This window comes from Virgisporangium ochraceum (assembly GCF_016863655.1).
Classification (GTDB): domain Bacteria; phylum Actinomycetota; class Actinomycetes; order Mycobacteriales; family Micromonosporaceae; genus Virgisporangium; species Virgisporangium ochraceum.
Genome location: NZ_BOPH01000050.1, coordinates 37,837 through 57,559 on the forward strand (window position 1 = coordinate 37,837; position 19,723 = coordinate 57,559).

Here is a 19,723-nt window from a genome sequence, read left to right on the forward strand (position 1 = left end):
CACTTCACTAGTGAAGCGAGACTAGAAAGCGGCGGGACCCCCGTCAAGCTCTGCAAGGATTGCGTGATGAGCGACGCCGAACCGGACCAGCGGGTGTTCCTCCTGCTCCAGCAGGCCGCACACCGGCTGCGGCTGTGGGCCGACCGGCGCAGCGTCGACCTCGCCGGAGTGACCACCGCGCAGACCGGCGCCCTGTTCGCGCTGCACGACGCGCCGAGGTCCACGCAACGGGAGCTGGCCGCGGCGCTCGGGCAGCGGGAGTCCGCCGTCACGGCGATGGTGCGCCGGCTGCTCGACGCCGGGCTCGTCGAGCGTCACCCCAGCCCCGACGACCACCGCGCCCACCAACTGGCCCTCACCGATTACGGGGTGGAAACCCTCGAAACCGTCAGGCCGTTGGTGGCCGAGTTCAACGCGATGCTGCGGCGGGTGCTCGGCGCCGACGGACCGCGCGCGCTCGCGGACGCCCTGCGGACCCTGCGCGACGCCGACGAGTTCCGATGACCCTGGTCGACGTCCTCCTGCGGGCGGCCGACGAGGCACCGGACCAGGTGGTCGTGCACGTCCACGCCGACGGCACCGAGACCACGGTGACGCACCGCCAGCTGCGCGACGACGCGCTGCGGGTCGCCGCCGGCCTGTCGGCCGTTCCGCGGGGCATGCCCGTGATCCTCCGGTTGGACCGGAGCGCGGACTTCCAGGCGGCGTTCTGGGGCGCGGTGTGCGCCGGCCTCGTGCCGGTTCCGCTGGCTCCCGGCGCCACCCACGTGGCGGCGGCACTCGACCATCCACCCGTGGTCACGGCGGCCGACCTGCCCGCGTTGCGGCGCAACGGTTCCACCGGCGTGCGCCGGCGGGCGGCGGACGACCTCGCGTTCCTGCAGTACTCCTCGGGCAGCACCGGCGACCCGCGCGGCGTCGAGGTGACGCACGCCAACATCGTGGCGAACCTGTCGCAGTCCGTCGCGGCGGGTGGCTTCCGGTCATCCGACGTGATCGTCACCTGGTTGCCGTACCACCACGACATGGGGCTGATCGGCAGCCATCTCGTGCCGCTGTCCGTCCACATGAGACAGGTCGTGCTCAGCCCGGTGACGTTCGCGAAGCGGCCCGTCCGCTGGCTGGAGACCGCGACCCGGCACCGCGCCACGGTACTGCCCGCGGTGAACTTCGCGCTGGCGCTGGTCGTGCGGCGGGTACCGGACTGGGACGCGTTCGACCTGAGCCCGGTGCGGTTGTGCGCGGTCGGCGCGGAGCCGATCGCACCGGCCGTGTGGCGGTCGTTCCTGGAGAAGGCGGCGGCCGCCGGGCTGAATCCGGCCGCGGTGCAGCCGGTGTACGGGTTGGCGGAGGCGACCCTCGGCGTCTGCGCGCCGCCGTTGGGAGAGGCGGCGGTACCGGTGGTGCTCGACCGCGCGGCGCTGGCGGAAGGCCGGGCCGAGCCCGCTTCCTCCGGTGTGGGGGCCGAGTTCATGGACGTCGGCCACCCGGTGCCGGGATGCACCGTGCGGATCGTCGACGACGCGCGCGCCGCCCTGCCCGACGACCGCGTCGGCCACATCGAGGTGCGCGGACCGAACGTGGCCCGCGGCTACCACCGCGACCCGGACGCCACGGCACGGTCCTTCGTGGACGGTTGGCTGCGCACCGGCGACCTCGGGTTCCTCCGGCGTGGACGGTTGTGCGTCACCGGCCGGGCCAAGGACGTGGTGTTCGTCAACGGAGCGACGCTCCACGCGTCGGACCTGGAGGCGGTGGCCGCCGCCACCCCCGGCATGCCGGCGGGCACGTGTGCGGTCGTGGGGACACCCGACCCGGCCACCGGCGCCGACCGCGTCGTGGTGTTCGTGCCGCGCCACAGCCCGGTGGCGCGCGTCGCGGGCCGGATCGCCGCGGCGACCGGGCACTCCGACGTCCACGTCGTGCCGCTCGCCACGCTGCCGCGCACGACGAGCGGCAAGGTGCGCCGCGCACTCCTGCGCGCCCGGTTCGAGGCGGGCGAGTTCCCCGCGAAGCCCGACGCGGAGAGCACGGTCCGCCGCGCCTGGGGCAGGGCCCTGCGCCGGGACCCGGCGACCCTCGACGCGCACGACCGGTTCCTCGAGATCGGCGGCACGTCGCTCACGGCGATGCAGGTGCTGGCCGACCTCGAGGACGCGTACGGCGTCGAGCTCGACCCGCTCGTGCTCCGCGACCACGCGACGATCGCCCAGCTGGCCGGATACCTGGACGGCCACCGGCCGACCCCCGCGCGACCCACGACCGGCGCCGCGCCGGCAACGGGAACCGTGGCCGTCATCGGGATGGCGTGCCGGTTCCCCGGAGCCGACACGCCCGAGCGCTTCTGGGACGCGCTGCTGGCCGGGTACGACGCCGTCGCCGACTCGACCCGCTGGGCCGGGTCCGGGTCGTTCCTCGACGATCCGGCGGCCTTCGACGCCGCGTTCTTCGGCCTCGACGCCGACGAGGCCGGGCACACCGATCCGCAGACCCGCATCCTCCTCGAAGTGGCGCACGAGGCGCTGGAACGGGCCGGCTACGCCGGTCACCGCCGCCGCGGGGTACGGGTCGGTGTGTTCGCCGCGGCCGGCGAGAGCGGGTACGCCGACCTGCAGCGGCGGGCGGGCGTCTCCCCGCGGGCCGGGCTGATCGGCGGGCTGCGCACCCTCGTGGCCGCCCGCGTCGCCCACGCGCTCGACCTCGACGGGCCGGCGCTCGTCGTCGACACCGCGTGCTCGTCGGCGCTCGTCGCCCTGCACCTGGCCCGGCTGAGCATCGCCGCCGGCGAATGCGACCTCGCCGTCGTCGGCGGGGTCAACCTGAACCTCACCTCCGACGCCCACCGCGCGCTCGACGACGCGCGGGCCGTCTCGAAGACGGGGCGCTGCCGCGTGTTCAGCGCCGACGCCGACGGGATCGTGCCGGGCGAGGGCGCGGCGGCCCTGGTGCTCGCCGGTGCCGAGGCCGCCCGCCGGCGCGGAGATCCGGTGCTGGCGCTGGTACGCGGCAGCGCGGTCAACAACGACGGCCGCTCGCTCAGCGTCCTGACCCCGAACCCGCCGCGGCAGCAGGAGGTGATCGCCCGCGCGTACCGGGAGTCGGGGGTGGACCCGGCCCGGGTGTCCTATGTGGAGGCCCACGGCACCGGCACGGTACTGGGCGACCCGATCGAGGTCCGGTCGCTGGCGCGGGCCCTGCCGCCCCGTCGCGACGGCCGGCCGCGGTGGCTGGGCTCGGTCAAGGCCAACCTCGGGCACCTGCTGAACGCGGCCGGCATGCCGGCGCTGGTCAAGGTCGTGCTGGCGCTGGGGCACCGGCGGCTTCCCCCGTCGCCGCACCACGACCCGGTCTCGACGCGGCTCGGCCTCGCCGGCGCGGGCCTCGCCGTGGTCGCCGGGCCCGTGGAGTGGACGGCCGACGGCCCGCTCGTCGCGGGCGTGAACGGGTTCGGCTTCGGCGGCACGAACGCCCACGTGATCCTGGAGGAACCGCCCACGGCACCGGTCTCCGCGCGGCGGCCGGGTCCCCACCTGCTGACCCTGTCGGCCGGCAGCCCGCGCGCGCTCGACGAGGCGGTGGCCGCCCTACGCGCCCACGCCACCGCCCGGCCGGACCTCGGTGCCGGCGACCTGTGCGCCAGCGCCGGCTCCGCGCGGGACCACGGCCGCCACCGCGTCTCGGTCGTGGTCGACGGCGACTCGGCCGCGGACGTGGCGGCCGCCCTGGCGACCGCGACACCGGTGACGGCGGCCGGTTCCGCGCGGCTCGCGTTCGTCCTGCCCCCGACCGGGGGCGTCGGTGCGGCGCTGGCCCGTCGTCTCATGGCCGCCGGCATCCGCCCCGACACGGTGGTACGGGCCGGATCCGCCGTCGACGGGTCCGCGGTCGTCGTCGCGTTCGCCGGTGCGGCGCCGGGCGCCGCGGTGCCTGGCGACGGGCCGCGCGCCGCGGTGCCGGGCGCCCACGTGGTTCCCGCCGACGCCGACGGGCGGGCACTGCTCGCGCTCGCCGGCCGGCTGTGGGAGGTCGGCGTACCGCTGGACCGCACCGCGCTCGACGCCGGATCCACGCGCGTACCGGTGCCGACCTACCCGTTCCAGCGGCAGCGGTACTGGGTCGACCCGCCGCCGGCGCTGCACCGGCTCGACTGGCGGCCCGCCCCGCTGGCGGCCGGCGAGCCGCGACCCGTTCTGGTGCACCGGGTCGGCCCGTCCTCCACTGTGGACAGCGTCGGCAGCCTCGATGCCGAGGTCCGCGCGGCGGTCGCGGCCGTCCGCGGGCTGCTGGACCGGCGGACCGGCGCGGTCCTCGTGGTGACCGAGGACGTGTACGCCACCGGCGCACCCGGCGAGACGGTGCGACCGGCGCAGGCCGTGGCCGTCGGGCTGGCGCTGGCGCTGCCCGCGGAGGTACCCGGGCTCGGGGTGCGGGTCGTCGATCTGTCCACGGTGGACGGCGCCGACCGGCACGCCGCAGCGCTGGAGCGGGAGAGCACCGCGCCACCGGCGCCGGGCGCGGCCGAGGTCGTCGCGTGGCGCGGCGGTGAACGCCTGACCCGCGTGGCCGTACCGGTCGACGGTGCCGGTACCGGGCCGGTCGGCGGCGCCTATCTCGTCACGGGTGGCACGGGCGGCCTGGGCACCGCCCTGGCCCGGGACCTCGCCGCGAGCGGTCGGCCGACGGTCGTCCTCGTCGCCCGTGGCGCCACCCCGCCCGCGGACCTGCTCGCCGAGCTCCGGTCGCTCGGAGCCCGGGCCCACTACATCCCGTGCGATGTCGGCGATCCCGCTTCGGTCGAGGCGCTCGCCGCGGCCGTCGACGCGCTCGCGCCCACGCTGGACGCCGTGTTCCACGCGGCCGGCGTGCTCCGTCCGGGCAGCCTCGCCGCGCAGTCGGACGACGACCTCGCCGCGGTGCTGGCGCCCAAGGTGCGGGGAACCCACCTGCTCGCGGACGCCCTGCGCCCGCGCCGGTTCGTCTCGGTGTCGAGCGTCGTGACGCGCCGGCCCGGTCTCACGGGTGCCCTCGCCGGGTACGCCGCGGCCAACCACTTCCTGGCCGCCTCCGGCGCCGGCCGGGACGGTGCGGTGACGGTCCACCTGCCGCTGGTCGCCGACACCGGCATGGCCACGCCGGCGCTGACGGCGGCCCTCGCCGCGAAGGGCGTGCCCGTCGTCGACCGGGCCACCGCGGTGCGGGCGCTGCGGGCGGCCCTGACCGTCGACGGCGCGCACGAGCTGACGACCGTCGCCGAGGAACCGCCGCCGGAGCCCGGACCGCCACCCCCGGCCGGCCTGAAGGAGCTGCTGGAGCACCACGTCGGGCGGGAGCTGCGCACCGACGAGTCGCTGCTGCGACAGGGCATCGACTCTCTCACGGCGGTGGACCTCGTGAAGAAGCTGGAGCAGCGGCTCAACCGGGACCTGCCCACCACGCTGCTGTTCGAGTACGACACCATCGACGCGCTGGCCGGGTTCCTCGGCGAGGGCACGGCCCTCACGCCCGTGCAGCGCGCCTTCCACACGGCCGCCCGCATGTACCCGGACGTGCCCGCGTACGGCTACGTCCGGCAGACGCTCGACGGTCCGCTGGACGCCGCGCGGGTCGGCCGCGCGTTCGCGGTGCTGGCCGCGCGCCACCCGATGCTGCGGATGCGGCTCGTCGGCCCCGGGCCGCGGCAGGTGATCGCGCCACCGGCCACAGTGGACGTCGCACCGCCGTGGTTCAGCGAGGTGAGCCTGCGCACGACGCCGGAACAGCTCGACGAGGACCTGTGCAACCGGCCGATCGACCTCTTCCACGAGGCGCCGCTGCGCGCCGTGCTCGCCCGCGAGTCGTCCGGTCTCTCGCATCTCGTGATCGTCGGCCACCACGCCGCCGTCGACGGGTACAGCCTCCACCTGCTGTGCCAGGAGCTGTGGTCGATCTACCGCGACGGCGCCGGCCCGGTGGCGCAGACCCCGTTCTCCGGGCTGCCGGTGACCCCGGCCTCCACAGTGGACACCGCGTACTGGCGGCGCGCGCTCGCCACCTACCCCGCCGGCCTCGCGCTGCCCTACGACGGAGACCCGTCCGCGGCACCGGCGCCGCCGCTGGTCACCCACCGGGTCGCGACCGACGCGGCGGCGCTGCGGGAAGCCGCCGCCGACGCCGGTGTCTCGCTGTTCCACCTCGTGCTCGCGTCGTACCTGCGGTGCCTCGCCACGTGGACGGGGCAGGAGCGGGTCGCGGTGACCGTCGCCCGGGCGGGCCGGGATGCCCGGGTGCCCGGGATCGGCGCGCTCATCGGTCCGCTCGCCGACGTGCTGCCGGTGGCGGTCGAGGTCGGCCCGGCCGACGACGTGCGCGCGGTGGCGGCCCGGGTGCGCGCGGCCTGGCTGGAGTCGGAGCGGCACGCATCGGTGTCCGGTGTGGACATCGGCCGCCTCGCGCCGGCCGGGGGCGCCGGGCTGCGGACGGCCGGGTTCAGCTTCGCCCGCTTCCCGGTGACCGTCGACACCGCCGGCCTGCCACCGGTGACCGCCACCGCGGCGGGCACCGGCTCGGCCGCCACCCGGCTGAGCCTGCTCGCGTGGGAGCTCGACGGGTCGCTGCACCTGTCGTGGACGTTCCCGCTCGCGTTGTTCCGCCGGGAGACCGTGGCGCGGCTCGCGACGGAGCACCTGGCCACGCTGACGGCCGCCGCGGGAGAGCACCCGGCCACGCTGACGGCCGCCGCGGGAGAGCGCCGGGCCGGGATCGTGCGCCGCGTCCTCGACCGCTGCGCCACCACGCCGGACGCCGTCGCCGTCGACCCGATGACGGGTCCGCCGCTCACCTACCGGGACCTCGACCGGGAATCCGGCCGCCTGGCCGCCGCGCTCGCGGCCCGCTCGGCCGGCGCGCGGGTCGGTCTGCTGACCCGGCCCGGCGTCGACACGGTCGTCGGCGTGCTGGGCGTGCTGCGGTCCGGCGCCGCGTACGTCCCGGTGGACGCCACCCACCCGCCCGGCCGCCTGCGCGACCAGCTCGACCGGGCCGGGGTCCGCCTGGTCGTGTGTCACGCGGCCACCGCCGACGCGGCGGCCGCGATCGGCCTGGAGCGGTTGGACCTGTCGGAGACCGGGGCGGCGACGTCCACTGTGGACGCCGAACCGGGTGACCTCGCGTACGTCATGTTCACCTCGGGGTCGACCGGCCGCCCCAAGGCTGTTCCGGTGACCCACACCGCGCTCGCCACCTACCTCGACTGGGCCGTCGACACGTTCGGGTACGGGCCGGACGACCGGATGCTGCAGGTCGCACCGAGCTGTTTCGACGCCTCGGTGCGGCAGATCCTCGCGCCGCTGCTCGCCGGCGCGACGGTGGTTCCGGTCGACCGCGACCTGCTGCGCGACCCGGACGCGCTGCTCCGCCTCCTGGAACGCGGCCGGATCACGGTGTGGAGCTCGGTGCCGTCGCTGTGGGAACGGCTGCTCGCCGCCGCCGAACGACGGGCCGACCGGCCGGACCTGTCCGCACTGCGGTGGGTGCACGTCGGCGGCGAGCCGCTGGCGGTCGGCGCGGTGCGGCGCTGGTTCGACCTGTTCGGCGCGGGTGCACCGGTGACCAACCTGTACGGCCCGACCGAGACCACGATCAACGCGACGTACCACGTCGTCGCGCGGCGGCCGGCGGACGACGACCGCTCGGTCCCGATCGGACGGCCCGCCGCCGGTGCGCTCCTGCGGGTCGTGGACGACGACGGCCGCCCCGCCGACGAGGGCGAGCTGCTCATCGGCGGACCCGGCGTCAGCCCCGGCTACCTCGACGATCCCGAGCGCACGGCGGCCGCGTTCCGGTGGCGCGACGGCCGGCGCTGGTACGTCAGCGGCGACGTGGTGCGGCGCCGCCCCGACGGCGTGCTGGAGTTCATCGGTCGCCGCGACGACCAGGTGAAGGTCCGCGGGCACCGGGTCGAACCCGGCGAGACCGAGGCGGTGCTGCGCGGTCACCCCGACGTCGAGCACGCGGCCGTCCTTCCCGACGGCACCCGGCTGGTCGCGTACGCGCAACCGCGGGCGGGAACCGATCCGGACCTGCGCGCGTACCTGCGCGAGCGGCTGCCCGAGTACCTGGTGCCGGCGCGGATCCACGTGCTCTCCGCGATGCCGATGACCTCCGCCGGCAAGGTCGACCGGGGTCGGCTCGTGGGCACCGACGACGCGGACGCGACCGGCGGGCCACCGCGGGGCGTCACCGAGAAGGCGGTCGCGGCGGCGTGGTCGCGGCTGCTCGGCGCGGACCTGGTGGGACGCGAGGACGACTTCTTCACCCTCGGCGGCGACTCGATCCTCGCCCTGGACCTGTTCGCCCACCTGGCCGACGAGTTCCCCGGGCTCCCCCGCCCCACGGCGATCTACCGGCACCGCACCGTGCGGGCGCTGGCCGCCGCCATCGACGCGGCCCGCGGCGGACCGGAGCCCGAACCACGGGTTCCGGACCGGGCCGACACCCCGTTCCCGCTCACCGCGTCCCAGCGGGGTTTCCTGCTCGCCGAGGCGCTCGACCCGGCCGGCAACCACGGCTGGCTGGCGCGCATCCGGCTGCGGGGGCCGCTCGACCGGGACCGGTTCCAGCGCGCCGTCGACGCGCTCGTCGAGCGGCACGGGATGCTGCGCACGGTGTTCCCGGCCGGGGCGCGGCCGCCCGTGCAGCAGGAGCTGCCGCCCGCGCTGCGGCTGCCCGTCGGGTTCCACACGTCCGATGTGGACGGTGTGGTCGCCGCGGAGCGGGTGCGCCGGTTCGAGCCGTGGGCCTGGCCGCTCATCCGGCTGCGGCTGGTGCGGGTCGGGCCGGAGGAGCACGTGCTCGTGGTCCACGCGCACCATCTCATCGGTGACGGCTACAGCGCCGCGCTGCTCGGCCGGGAGCTGCTCGACCGGTACCGCGACCCGGACCACCGGCCGCCCCCGCCGCGGAGCACGTTCCGGGACTTCGTCGCGGTCGCCGGCACCGGGCCGACGCTGCGTCCACGCGCGGTGCGGGCACCCGGCGGCGGCGCGGTGCGGGAGCACACCGGCGTCGCCGAGTCCCGTGTGGACGGTCGCACCGTCGCCGGGCTGCGACGGCTCGCCGCCGCGCATGGCGCCAGCGTCCACGGCGCCGTGCTCACCGCGTACGTGCGGGCGCTACGGCGGCACACCGGGCGCGCCGACCCCGCTGTCGGCGTCGCCACGACCGGGCGGGACCACCCGCTCCCCGACCTCACGAGGCTGTTCGGCCCGTGTGTCACCGCCGTCGTCGTGCGGCCGGTGCCGGCCACGGGCTTCGTCGCCGACCTGCGGGCGGTGGCCGCGGCGCTGGAGACGGCGCACGACAGCACGGCCGGCGGTGAGGTCGACGCCTTCCTCACGTACCTGGACTTCACCTCGCTCACCCGCCCGACCGGACCGGGCGAGCTGACCGCGGAGTGGGAGCCCGGCACCGAACTGGACCCGCCGGCCGCCGGCGCGGAGGTCGTACTCGCCGCCCGGCCCACGGACGACGGCCTGCTGTTCACCGTCCGCGCCGCGCTGCCACCGGACCGGGCGCGGGCTCTCGCCGACGCGGTCAGGGACGAGCTCACGGACGCGATCAGGCACGAGCTCACGGACGCGGTCAAGGGCCGCGCACGACGGAGAAGCTGGGCCGGGACGCTCGACGCCGCCCTGATCGGTTACCTGCCCTCGCCGGCGCACCTGGCCGCGATGGCCGGCCTGCCCACGAACGCCGTTCCGCGCGACCGGGTCCGGGCCGCCCTCTTCCCGGGCGGCGCGCCCCGCCTCCTCGAGGTCGCCGAGACCGCCCTCGGCCGCTCCGGATACGTCTGTCTGCCCCGGTTCGCCGACGAACTGTCCACCGTGGACGGCCTGGCGGCCGAGGTCACCCGGGCGGTCGGGGAGGCGCACCGGTTCGGGGCACGCGGCGTCTCGCTGGCGGGGATGCTGCCGTCGCTCACCGGGTACGGGTTCGCGCTCGGGGACGACGACACGGTCACCACCGGGCACGCCGCCACGGCCGTGGCGGTCGCGGGCACCGTGGCCGCCGCGCTCAGCGCCACCGGCCGGGCGCCGGGCACGATCGCGTTCCTGGGCGTCGGCTCGATCGGACGCGCCGCGTTGAACCTCGTGCTGGCGCGGCTTCCCGAGCGGCCCGACCGGGTGCTGCTGTGCGACCTCCCCGCCACGGTGCCCGTCCTCCAGGAGCTACGCCGCACGCTGATGGACGCCGGCCACCGCGTGTCGATCGGCGACTGGTCCGACGCCGACCTGATCGTCGCGGCCACCAGCGCGTCGACGGCTCCGCTGCGGGCGGAGGACCTGCGGCCCGGCACGATCGTCGTCGACGACTCGTTCCCGCCGGCCATCGACCCCGTCGCCGCGCTCGACCGCATGCGCCTGAAGCGCGACGTGCTCGTGGTCGGCGGCGGGCTGCTCGCCGTCGGAGCCGTCGACCGCGTCACCGCGCCGGACCTGCCGCCGGACGTGATCGAGCGGTACGCCGCGCAGCCGCGGGTGCCCGGAACGCTGGCGTCGTGCCAGGTGGAGTCGCTGGCCCGGGCCGCCGATCCGGGGCTGCCGCGGGTCCGTGGCCTCGTGGAGCCCGAGGTCGCCGCCGCCTACGCGTCGGCGCTCGATCGGCTGGGCGTCGGCACCGCGCCGCCGCACCTGATGCACCACGTGATCGACCCGGCGACCCTGCGGCTGCCGTAGCCGACGGAGACCGGTCAGAGCTGCGCGTCGAGAACGGGCGCGGTGCCGGCGAGGATGCGGAGCAGGTCGTCGCGGAAGCGGCTGATCGCCGCCGCCATCGCGGCGGCGGCCGCGTCGGGGTCGCGGGCGCGCAACGCGGTGAGCAGGGTCAGGTGCTCCTCGCGGATGCGGGGCGCACCACCCGGCACGCCGGCCGCGAACGCTGCCGCGATCGCCCGCTCGCTCTCGTCGAGCAGGCGCTCCACCAGCGCCTCCTGGCGGCTGTTCCCGGCGGCGGCCGCGACCGCCACGTGGATGTCGCGGTTGACCGCGAGGAAGTCCTCCACAGTGGACCCGCCTTCATCCGACAGCCGGCCGACGCGGGCGACGAGCCCGTCGACGACCCCGGCGTCGAGGACCGTCGCCGCGACGCGGGCACCGGCCGGCTCGACCAGCACGCGCAGGTCGTAGATCTCCCGGACGTCGCGCAATGTCAACGGCGCGATCACGTGCCCGCGGCGCGGCTCCGCCAGCACCAGCCCCTCGGCCCGCAGCCGCGCCAGGGCCGCCCGTACGGCCGCCTTCGACAGCCCGAAGCGGTCGCTCAGGTGGGTCTCCGACACCGGCGCCGACGGCGGCAGCTCCAGCCGGACGATCGCCCGGCGCAGGCGGAGGTAGGCGGCGTTGCCCGACGACGTTGCCGGTACGGCGACAGTGCTCACGCCGTCCCATTGTATTGACATGTCACGGCAGCAATGTTGACATGTCAGGGTGACCACCGACAAGCTGATCCGGTACGGCGGCGAGTTCGCCTCCGAGCTCATCGAACGCGCCGAGGGCAGTTGGCTGACCACCGAGGGCGGCCGGCGCATCCTCGACTTCACGAGCGGGCAGATGTGCGCGACGCTCGGGCACGGCCACCCCGAGATCCTCAAGGCGATCGGCGACGCGAGCGGCCGGGTCGTGCACCTGTTCAGCGGCTTCCTGTCGCGTGACGTCACCGAACTGGCCCGCGAGCTGATGGCCACGCTGCCGGAGCCGTTGGCGCGCGCCATGTTCCTGTCGACCGGCGGCGAGGCGAACGAGGCCGCACTGCGTCTGGCGAAACTGCACACCGGCGGCTACGAGGTGCTGGCGTTCGCCGGCTCGTGGCACGGGATGACCGCCGGCGCGTCGTCGAGCACGTACAGCGCGGGACGGCGCGGCTACGGTCCCGGCATGCCCGGCGCGATGGCGCTGCCGGCGCCGAACACCTACCGGTGCCCGATCCGGCACTGCCGCGACACGTGTGACTTCACCTGCCTGGACACCGGGATGGCGCTCGTCGACACGATGTCGACCGGCGCTCCGGCGGCCGTGATCGCCGAGCCGATCCTCAGCGCCGGCGGCATCGTGCCGCTGCCGCCGGGCTACCTCGCGCGGCTGCGCGAGCACTGCGACGAGCGCGGCATGGTGATGATTCTCGACGAGGCGCAGACCGGCATCGGCCGCGTCGGCTCGATGTACGCGTTCGAACAGCACGACGTCGTACCCGACATCCTCACGCTCAGCAAGACGCTGGGTGGCGGATTACCTTTGTCCGCAACGGTGACCACGAAAGAAATCGAGGAGGACGCCGCCGCGAAGGGCTTCCTCCACTTCACCTCGCACGTGAGCGACCCGCTGCCGGCCGCCGTGGGACGGGCCGTGCTCCGCACGGTGCTCGCCGACGACCTTCCCGGACGCGCCCTGAAACTCGGCGAACGGCTGCGCGCCGGGCTCCTGGAACTGCAGCGCAAGCACGAGCCGATCGGTGACGTCCGCGGGCAGGGACTGCTGCTCGGAGTGGATCTGGTGGCCGACCGCGACACCCGCGCGGCCGCGCCGGAGTACTCGGTAGCGGTCACCAACCGGGCCCTGGAACTGGGCGTGAACATCAATATCGTCAAGTTCCCCGGCTTCGGCAGCGTACTGCGGATCGCCCCGCCGCTCACCGCGACCACCGACGAGATCGACCTCGGACTGGAGATGCTCGACAGAGCGCTGACCCTCGCACTGAGCGACGTTCGCGTTTGAGCAACGGCGAAAACGCCTCTACGGTGCTACGGATCCGTAGCCTCGAAGGGGAAATCGCCTGTGAGACACCGGTTCCGTCAGCACATCGTGCTCCCGTTGGTCGCGACCGGCGTGCTCGGTTTCGCCAACTTTCCGCCAGCGTTCGACGCCGTCACCGGTTGGCTGCACGAGCGAAAAATCAACAGCGCCGACTACAAGCAGGCGCACGGCCACTGGCAGATCGTCGAGCTGCCGCAGCGGCAGCGGATCAACGCGATCCACGCCGCGGTGCTGCCGACCGGCAGGCTGCTGCTGATCGCCGGGTCCGGCAACAAGCGCGACCAGTTCGAGGCGGGCACGTTCCGCACCGTGGTGTTCGATCCGGAATCCGGTGCCACGACAGCGGTACCGACACCCACCGACCTGTTCTGCGCCGGGCACGCGTTCCTGCCCGACGGCAAGCTCCTCGTCGCCGGCGGCACGCTGCGGTACGAGGTGCTCCAGCCCGACGTGACGCGGGCGGGCGGCACGATGGTGGTCCGCAACGAGTCACCCGATCGGGCGGCATCGCTGCGCAAGGGAACGACGTTCATCGCACCCGACGGACGCCGCTACCTCACCAACGACGACATCACCGTCGAGCCGGCCCGCAAGACCGGCGAGGGCCTCGCCACGAAGGTCACCGCGAGCGAGACCCGGGTGTGGGTCGACGCCGCGGGCCTGGGAGCGGGCTTCGTCAACAACGGCCCGGCGCAGTACCGGGTCGACGGTGCCACCGGCGGTGACGTCTACGGGGTCGCCGAGAAGATCACCATGGACAAGCAGGACTACCAGGGCCGCAAGGAGACCTACGAGTTCAACCCGTACACCGAGCGGTACGAGCGGGTCGCCGACATGCACGAGAAGCGCTGGTACCCCACGCTCACCGCATTGCCCGACGGCAAGGTGCTCTCGGTGTCGGGGCTCGACGGCGGCGGCCAGGTCGTCAACGGCGCCCAGAACGAGATCTACGACCCCGCCACCAAGCGGTGGACGCTGCGCCCCGACCTCGACCGGTACTTCGCGACGTACCCGGCGCTGTTCCAGACGGCGGTGCCGGGTCGGTTGTTCTACTCCGGGTCCAACGCCGGCTTCGGCCCGGAGGACCGCGGCCGCGAACCCGGGTTCTGGAACCTGACCGACAACTCGTTCCGCCCCGTGGGCGGCCTGCGCGACGCCGACCAGATGGAGACCTCGACGTCGGCCTGGGCCGGACCGGTGCAGAACCAGACCGTGATGGTGGTCGGTGGCGGCGGCATCGGCGAGTCGGCCCGCTCGACGAAGCGGATCGACCTGATCAACCTGTCGGACCCGGACCCCCGCTACCGCCCCGGCCCGGACCTTCCCGAGGGCACCCGCTACGCCCACGCGGTGACCCTGCCCGACGACACCACGCTCATCACCAACGGCTCCAACGACTACCGCGGCCGCGGAATGAGCGACAACCACACCGCCCGCCTCTACCACCCGGCGACGAACACCCTGTCGGTGGTGGCCGACCCGCGGGTCGGCCGCAACTACCACAGCTCCGCCCTGCTCCTGCCCGACGGCAGGGTGCTGACGATCGGCTCCGATCCCCTCTACAGGGACAAGAAGAACTCGATCTCGGGCGAGTTCGAGCAGCGGATCGAGATCTTCACGCCGCCCTACCTGTTCCAGGGTTCCCGACCGATGATCGAGGACGCCCCCGCCGCGGTGGCGCACGGCGCGACCTTCGAGGCCATGGTGAGCCGTCCGGTGAAGACCGCCCGCCTGATCCGGCCGGGCTCGGCCACCCACATGCTCAACACCGACCAACGCTCGATCGCGGTGGACGTGGCCCCCACGAGCACCGGCGGCGTCACCCTGACGGTGCCGGCCGAGAAGGCCCTCGTTCCGCCGGGCCCGTACCTGCTCTTCGTGGTCGACGAGGCGGGCGTCCCCTCGGTGGGCCGCTGGCTACGGGTGCAGTAGAACCGCGGTGGGACAGGGCCGGTCGGCCCTGTCCCACGCCGGCATCAGGACCTACGGGCCAGATCCAGCGCGTACTCCGGCCACCACGCACCGGCGCCGGGCTCCCCGGAACGGCAGGCACCGTCCGACTCGCCGGGTCGTTTGATCCAGAGCAGTGCCGCCGCCCGCGGGTGCCCGGTGTCCACAGTGGGCGGTTGGCCGAGCTTGCGCCCCGGCGGGTTGCACCAGCTCGGCCCGCCGTTCACCTCGGCACCCGGAGCCGGGCCCGCGCCGTTGCGGCTCGTGTCGACGACGAACCGCTTCCCACCCATCGCCGACGACAGGCGGTCGCCGTAGGCGAGGTTGTCCGCGGTCGGGATGAAGTTGGAGACGTTCAGGGAGAAGCCGTCGGCCGCGTCGCCACCGGCGCGACGCAGCGCGCCGGCGAGCCTGCCCACGTCGGCGACCCACGCGGGATGGCCGGCGTCGAGGTAGACCAGGGCGTTCGGGGACGACTTCAGCGTGGTGACCGCGTCGCGCAGCAGCGCGTAGCGCTCGTCGGCCAGGTCTCCGCAGCCGTCGACGGTGTGCGGCACGGCGTCGGGCTCCACGACGACGACCGCGGGTCGGCCCTTCAGACCGGCCGCCACGGTGCGGATCCACGCCTTGTACGCCGCGGGTGACGCCGCTCCGCCGGCGCTGTAGCTGCCGCAGTCCCGGCCGGGGATGTTGTACGCGACGAGCACCGGCACCTGCCCGGCTGCCGCCGCGCGCGTCATGAGCGCGTCGACCTCCCGGGTCGCGTTGGTACCGGCGGTCAGCCAGTGGGCCACCGCCCGGTCACCGATCTTGCGGATCTGCTGGGCGTCGGTGGCGCGGCTCTCGGCGATCCACCGCGCGGCCTGCTGGGTGGCCGGGTTCGCCGGGTCGACGTAGAACTTCTTTCCCGCCAACGGGTTCGGTGGAAGGGGTGGCGGCGGCGACGGCAGCCCTTCCTGCTGTGCGTTGCCGCCCACACCACCCGGCAGCGCCGGTGCTCCGGTGCCGGTGACGGACGGCGGCTCGTCGGATTCGCATCCGGCCAACCCGGGAACCGACAACGCAAGGGCCGCAACGGTCGCAAGCCGAAGAAATCTCGTCATGAATCCATTCCGGTTCTCGACAAGCGGAAACCATAACCCAGCCACCCGAACGGGTGGACTAAATCTGCGCATACATCACCTACCGGTGCGAACAGCCCCGACGCGAGTTAGCTTCACCGGGACCCGGAAATACCGTCCGCGCAGTGGAACCGAACATCCCTGTCTACGGCCGATCGTGGGCAAGGCTGGAGACATACAGCAAGCTCGCCGGTCCACTGCAGACGCCGGACGCCGACTATCGGGTCAGCTACCGGAACATGCGTGGCCGGCGGTACCTCGGTGCGGCGTTCATCGCGGTGGCGAACGTGTGCGTCGAGATCGTGTTCTTCGCGTGGCTGCTGCAACCGGAGCACTTCGCCGACACCAACCCCGGTCCGGTCGAGAAGGTGGCGTTCGTCGCCAACATCTTCGTGATCGTGTCGATCGCGGTCGTCGAGGTGCTGCGGCTGCTCAACGTCGTGTCGTTGTCGTTGGCGTCGATCACCGCACGGGACCCGGTGCCGGTGACGCCCGACCCGACGGTCAGGGTCGCGTTCCTCACGACCATCGTTCCCAGCAAGGAACCGGTCGACGTCGTGCGTGAGACCCTCCGCGCCGCCAAGCGGATCCGCCACCGTGGTGTGTTCGACATCTGGCTCCTCGACGAGGGCGACGACGACGCGGTCAAGGCCATGTGCGACGAGCTGTCGATCCGGCACTTCACCCGCAAGGGCGTGGAGAAGTACAACACCGCGAAGGGACCGTTCCGCGCGAAGACCAAGCACGGCAACTACAACGCCTGGGTCGACACGCACGGCGCGGACTACGACGTGTTTCTCTCGGTCGACCCCGACCACGTGCCGTTGGCCAACTTCGCCGAACGGATCCTCGGCTACTTCCGCGACCCCGACGTGGCGTACGCCGTCGGACCGCAGTGCTACAAGAACGGCGAGGCGTTCGTGACCCGCGCCGCCGAGTCGCAGCAGTTCCCGTTCCACAGCGTGATCCAGCGGGCCGCGAACCGGTACGGCGCGCCGATGCTCGTCGGCACCAACAACGCTGTCCGCATCGACGCGCTGCGGACCATCGGCGGGCTCGCCGACTCCATCACCGAGGACATGGCCACCGGGTTGGCGTTCCACACGAAGCGCAACCCGGCCACCGGCAACAGGTGGAAGTCGGTGTACACCCCCGACGTGCTGTCCGCCGGTGAGGGACCGTCGAGCTGGAGCGACTACTTCAGCCAGCAGCGACGGTGGGCGCGGGGCACATTCGAGATCCTGCTGACCACGTACTGGCGGAAGTTCTTCAAGCTGTCGCCGGGCGGCATGCTGCACTACACGCTCATCACGACGTTCTACCCGTCGATGGCCATCGGCTGGATCCTCGGCATCGTCAACGCCGTGCTGTTCCTGGCGCTGGGCGTGAGCGGCATGACGATCAGCCCGCAGGTCTGGTTCGCGCTGTACACCGACGCCACCGCGTTCTCGCTGTGGCTCTACATCGACAACCGGCGGTACAACGTGAGCCCGTACGAGCCGCCGGGGTCACGCGGGCTCAAGGGCATGCTGATGTCGGTGCTCGCCGCGCCGCTCTACGCCGTGCAGCTGCTCAGCACGCTCGGCCGGCGGCCGGCGAAGTTCGTGGTGACGCCGAAGGGGTCGAGCAGCAGCAGCGACGGCCTCCGCACGTTCCGCAACCCGATCGGGTGGGCGGTGCTGCTCGTCGGCGCCATCGTGGTGTCGTTCGTGCGCGGGTACGCGAGCCCGGCGGCGCTGCTGTGGCCGGTGACCGGTCTCCTCATCTGCCTGCTGCCACTGGTGCTCTGGCGCATGGAGGCGGTCCTCAACCGCGCGGAGGCGGCCGAGGCGTTCGTGCCGCGTCAGGCCGGGACGCCGGAGCACGCCGGCGACATCACGATGGAGATGCCGAAGGCGCTGCTGCGCGAGCACCTGGCGGCCCGCGTCGGCGGCAACCCGCACGACGACGTCGGCGCGACGCTGATCATGCCGCGCGTCGACCTGCCGGCGCAGCGGTCCGGAAACGGGGCGACCGTGCGGGGACGCAGCGCCGTCTCGCCGGCGAACCGCGTGCCGGCGCAGGGACGCGGCCCCGACGGGTCGGGGGACGGTGTGCCCGCGCAGGACCGGAGCCCCGTCGACTCGGGGAACACGTGATCGCGGGGGGCTCCCCTGTGGAGCCCCCCGCGACCGGTTACCTGTGCCGACCTGTACGTCCAGCGGGGCCAGCCGTCGTGCCAGGAGGGCCGGACCGGCGACGCCGCTTCCGCGGTGCGCTCCTGGTCCGGCGGCGCGACGCTGACGGCGCCAGCCAGATCGGATGTGGCTGCCTCACCGGTGACGCCGCGGTTCCCCGTCGTCGTCGGCACACCCGCGGTGGCCGTCGGGAACCAATGTCGTGCGGCGTGTGCCGGCGTGACCCCCACTCTGTCGACGCCCCGTCAGCTCCACCGTCCGGTGTGGACATCGGTGCGGTGGCCGGGTGTGCGTCGGTGGTCACGGGCGGCGTGGTCGCCGGTGGGCGTGGGCTGCGCCGGTGCGGTCTTCACGCGTCGGGCGCCGCCTCGGTGTGGATCCTCCATTCGTGTTCCCGGTCATACTGCCGGCCGGGTCGGCGGGTGAGGTGCGTCAGGTGTTTCCGGGCTCGGTACGTCCAGGCGGTCCGCGCTCTCGCGCGGCGCGCCGGCTCGGACGGGCCCTGCGGCCGGTCCTCGCACTTCCGTTGCGCGCCATGTACCGAGTGTCCTTGCGATGGGACGCTCAGTACAAGGGGTGGCAACCGACCTGCACCCGGGGAGCTACTCGCCGATCACCCCGTCGATGCGCTCCCGCAGCAGGTCAGCGTGGCCCAGGTGCCGGGCGTACTCCTTGATGAGGTAGTGGTAGCTCCAGCGCACCGTGAACGGGCGCTCCGTGCCGAACCCGTCGTCGAGGCCGAGCTTGCCGAGCACCTCCCGCGACCATCCACAGTGGACGGCGAACGTGTCGAGGTCGTCGAACGCGGCCCCGGCGGACACGTCGTCGAAGTCGCCGTCGGGGCTGTCGTCGGTGCAGTAGAGGAGCCCGATGTCCGGCTCGGCCAGCTTGTGGACGTACATCCGCTCCATCTCCACCAGGTGCCGCACCAGCCCGATCATCGACATGGGCGACGGCGGGCACGACTTCTCCGCCAGCTGCGCACCGTCGAGACCGGCGCACTTGTGCAGGATGCTCGCCCGGTAGTACTCGAGCCAGGCGTCCAACGACGCGCGCTCGTCGGCGACGCGGGGCGGGTCGATCCGGTCGACATCGGGAGCCGTCATTCCGACACGCTACCGCCGTACGCGTTGAGGTAGAGCGCCAGGAACCGGTCCATCGCCTCCCGCACCCCGTCCTGGTCGCCGGTGGCGAGCAGGTCGAGCAGCAGTCCCCGCGTCACCGCGACACTCAACCGGGCCGTCGCACGCGCGTCCCCCGGCGGAACGCCGTTACGGACATTGAGGTCCGCGATCGGCGCGACCCACGACTCCACGACCCCCTCGAGCATCGCGGCCGTGTGCGGCCGCGACCGCAGCGCCTGGCTGTAGACCTCGAAGAAGAGCTTCTCGTACGGCCACATCGCCGGATCGGAGAGCCGTTCCCACAACCGCTGGCCCATCTCCACCGGCGGCAGCGACCCGTCGAGGTCGGCGAGGAACGCCCGCTGCCGGGCCTCGACCTCACGCACGACCGCGACGAGCAGCCCCTCCTTCGAGCCGAAGTGGTACACGAGCATGCGGTGGCTGGTGCCGAGCGCGGCGGCGAGCTGACGCAGGCTGACGTCGGCGATGCCGTGGTGTGCCGCGTATTCGACAGCCGCGTCCAGCAACGCGTCCCTTGCCTCACCCATGTACCACATGGTACATGT

9 protein-coding genes are annotated in these 19,723 nt (G+C 73.9%); 5 read left to right on the forward strand and 4 right to left on the reverse strand.

Annotated features, from left to right (window positions below):
• The first annotated feature begins 66 nt into the window (after positions 1 to 66).
• Positions 67 to 504, forward strand: coding sequence for a MarR family winged helix-turn-helix transcriptional regulator (locus Voc01_RS18955; protein ID WP_203928798.1), 438 nt, complete (start codon positions 67 to 69; stop codon positions 502 to 504).
• A complete protein-coding gene (locus Voc01_RS18960; RefSeq protein WP_203928799.1) occupies positions 501 to 10,712 on the forward strand; it encodes a non-ribosomal peptide synthetase in 10,212 nt (3,403 codons plus the stop codon). The genes Voc01_RS18955 and Voc01_RS18960 overlap by 4 nt, the downstream gene beginning before the upstream one ends.
• 14 nt (positions 10,713 to 10,726) lie before the next feature.
• On the opposite strand, the gene Voc01_RS18965 is transcribed toward Voc01_RS18960, so the two are convergent.
• Positions 10,727 to 11,413 carry a GntR family transcriptional regulator gene (locus Voc01_RS18965; RefSeq protein ID WP_203928800.1) on the reverse strand — a complete coding sequence of 229 codons (687 nt, stop codon included), beginning with the start codon at positions 11,411 to 11,413 and terminating at the stop codon, positions 10,727 to 10,729.
• A gap of 49 nt (positions 11,414 to 11,462) precedes the next feature.
• Here Voc01_RS18965 and Voc01_RS18970 point away from each other — a divergent pair, with 49 nt between their 5' ends.
• Positions 11,463 to 12,746: an aspartate aminotransferase family protein gene (locus Voc01_RS18970; RefSeq protein WP_203928801.1), complete on the forward strand. Its 1,284-nt coding sequence runs from the start codon at positions 11,463 to 11,465 to the stop codon at positions 12,744 to 12,746.
• Between the two features lie 60 nt (positions 12,747 to 12,806).
• The gene (glxA, locus tag Voc01_RS18975; protein ID WP_203928802.1) at positions 12,807 to 14,717 is read left to right on the forward strand and encodes a radical copper oxidase GlxA; all 1,911 of its coding nucleotides are present in this window, start codon (positions 12,807 to 12,809) and stop codon (positions 14,715 to 14,717) included.
• Between the two features lie 44 nt (positions 14,718 to 14,761).
• Here the strand turns inward: glxA and Voc01_RS18980 are convergent, their stop codons facing one another.
• The gene (locus tag Voc01_RS18980; RefSeq protein ID WP_203928803.1) at positions 14,762 to 15,838 is read right to left on the reverse strand and encodes a glycoside hydrolase family 6 protein; all 1,077 of its coding nucleotides are present in this window, start codon (positions 15,836 to 15,838) and stop codon (positions 14,762 to 14,764) included.
• Between the two features lie 143 nt (positions 15,839 to 15,981).
• On the opposite strand from Voc01_RS18980, the gene Voc01_RS18985 reads away from it, so the two are divergent.
• Positions 15,982 to 17,994 (forward strand): glycosyltransferase family 2 protein, encoded by a 2,013-nt coding sequence (locus Voc01_RS18985; protein ID WP_239160309.1) that lies wholly within the window; start codon positions 15,982 to 15,984, stop codon positions 17,992 to 17,994.
• A 641-nt stretch (positions 17,995 to 18,635) separates the two neighbouring features.
• On the opposite strand, the gene Voc01_RS18990 is transcribed toward Voc01_RS18985, so the two are convergent.
• Positions 18,636 to 19,139 carry a mycothiol transferase gene (locus Voc01_RS18990; RefSeq protein ID WP_203928804.1) on the reverse strand — a complete coding sequence of 168 codons (504 nt, stop codon included), beginning with the start codon at positions 19,137 to 19,139 and terminating at the stop codon, positions 18,636 to 18,638.
• Positions 19,136 to 19,705 (reverse strand): TetR/AcrR family transcriptional regulator, encoded by a 570-nt coding sequence (locus Voc01_RS18995; protein WP_203928805.1) that lies wholly within the window; start codon positions 19,703 to 19,705, stop codon positions 19,136 to 19,138. The genes Voc01_RS18990 and Voc01_RS18995 overlap by 4 nt, the downstream gene beginning before the upstream one ends.
• Between the last annotated feature and the right edge of the window lie 18 nt (positions 19,706 to 19,723).

Excerpts from the sequence above, each read along its gene's own strand:
- Voc01_RS18955 (WP_203928798.1), top strand. The coding sequence starts at position 67 with ATGAGCGACGCCGAACCGGACCAGCGGGTGTTCCTCCTGCTCCAGCAG.
- Voc01_RS18995 (WP_203928805.1), bottom strand. The coding sequence starts at position 19,705 with ATGGGTGAGGCAAGGGACGCGTTGCTGGACGCGGCTGTCGAATACGCG.
- Voc01_RS18960 (WP_203928799.1), top strand. The coding sequence starts at position 501 with ATGACCCTGGTCGACGTCCTCCTGCGGGCGGCCGACGAGGCACCGGAC.
- Voc01_RS18980 (WP_203928803.1), bottom strand. The coding sequence starts at position 15,838 with ATGACGAGATTTCTTCGGCTTGCGACCGTTGCGGCCCTTGCGTTGTCG.
- Voc01_RS18990 (WP_203928804.1), bottom strand. The coding sequence starts at position 19,139 with ATGACGGCTCCCGATGTCGACCGGATCGACCCGCCCCGCGTCGCCGAC.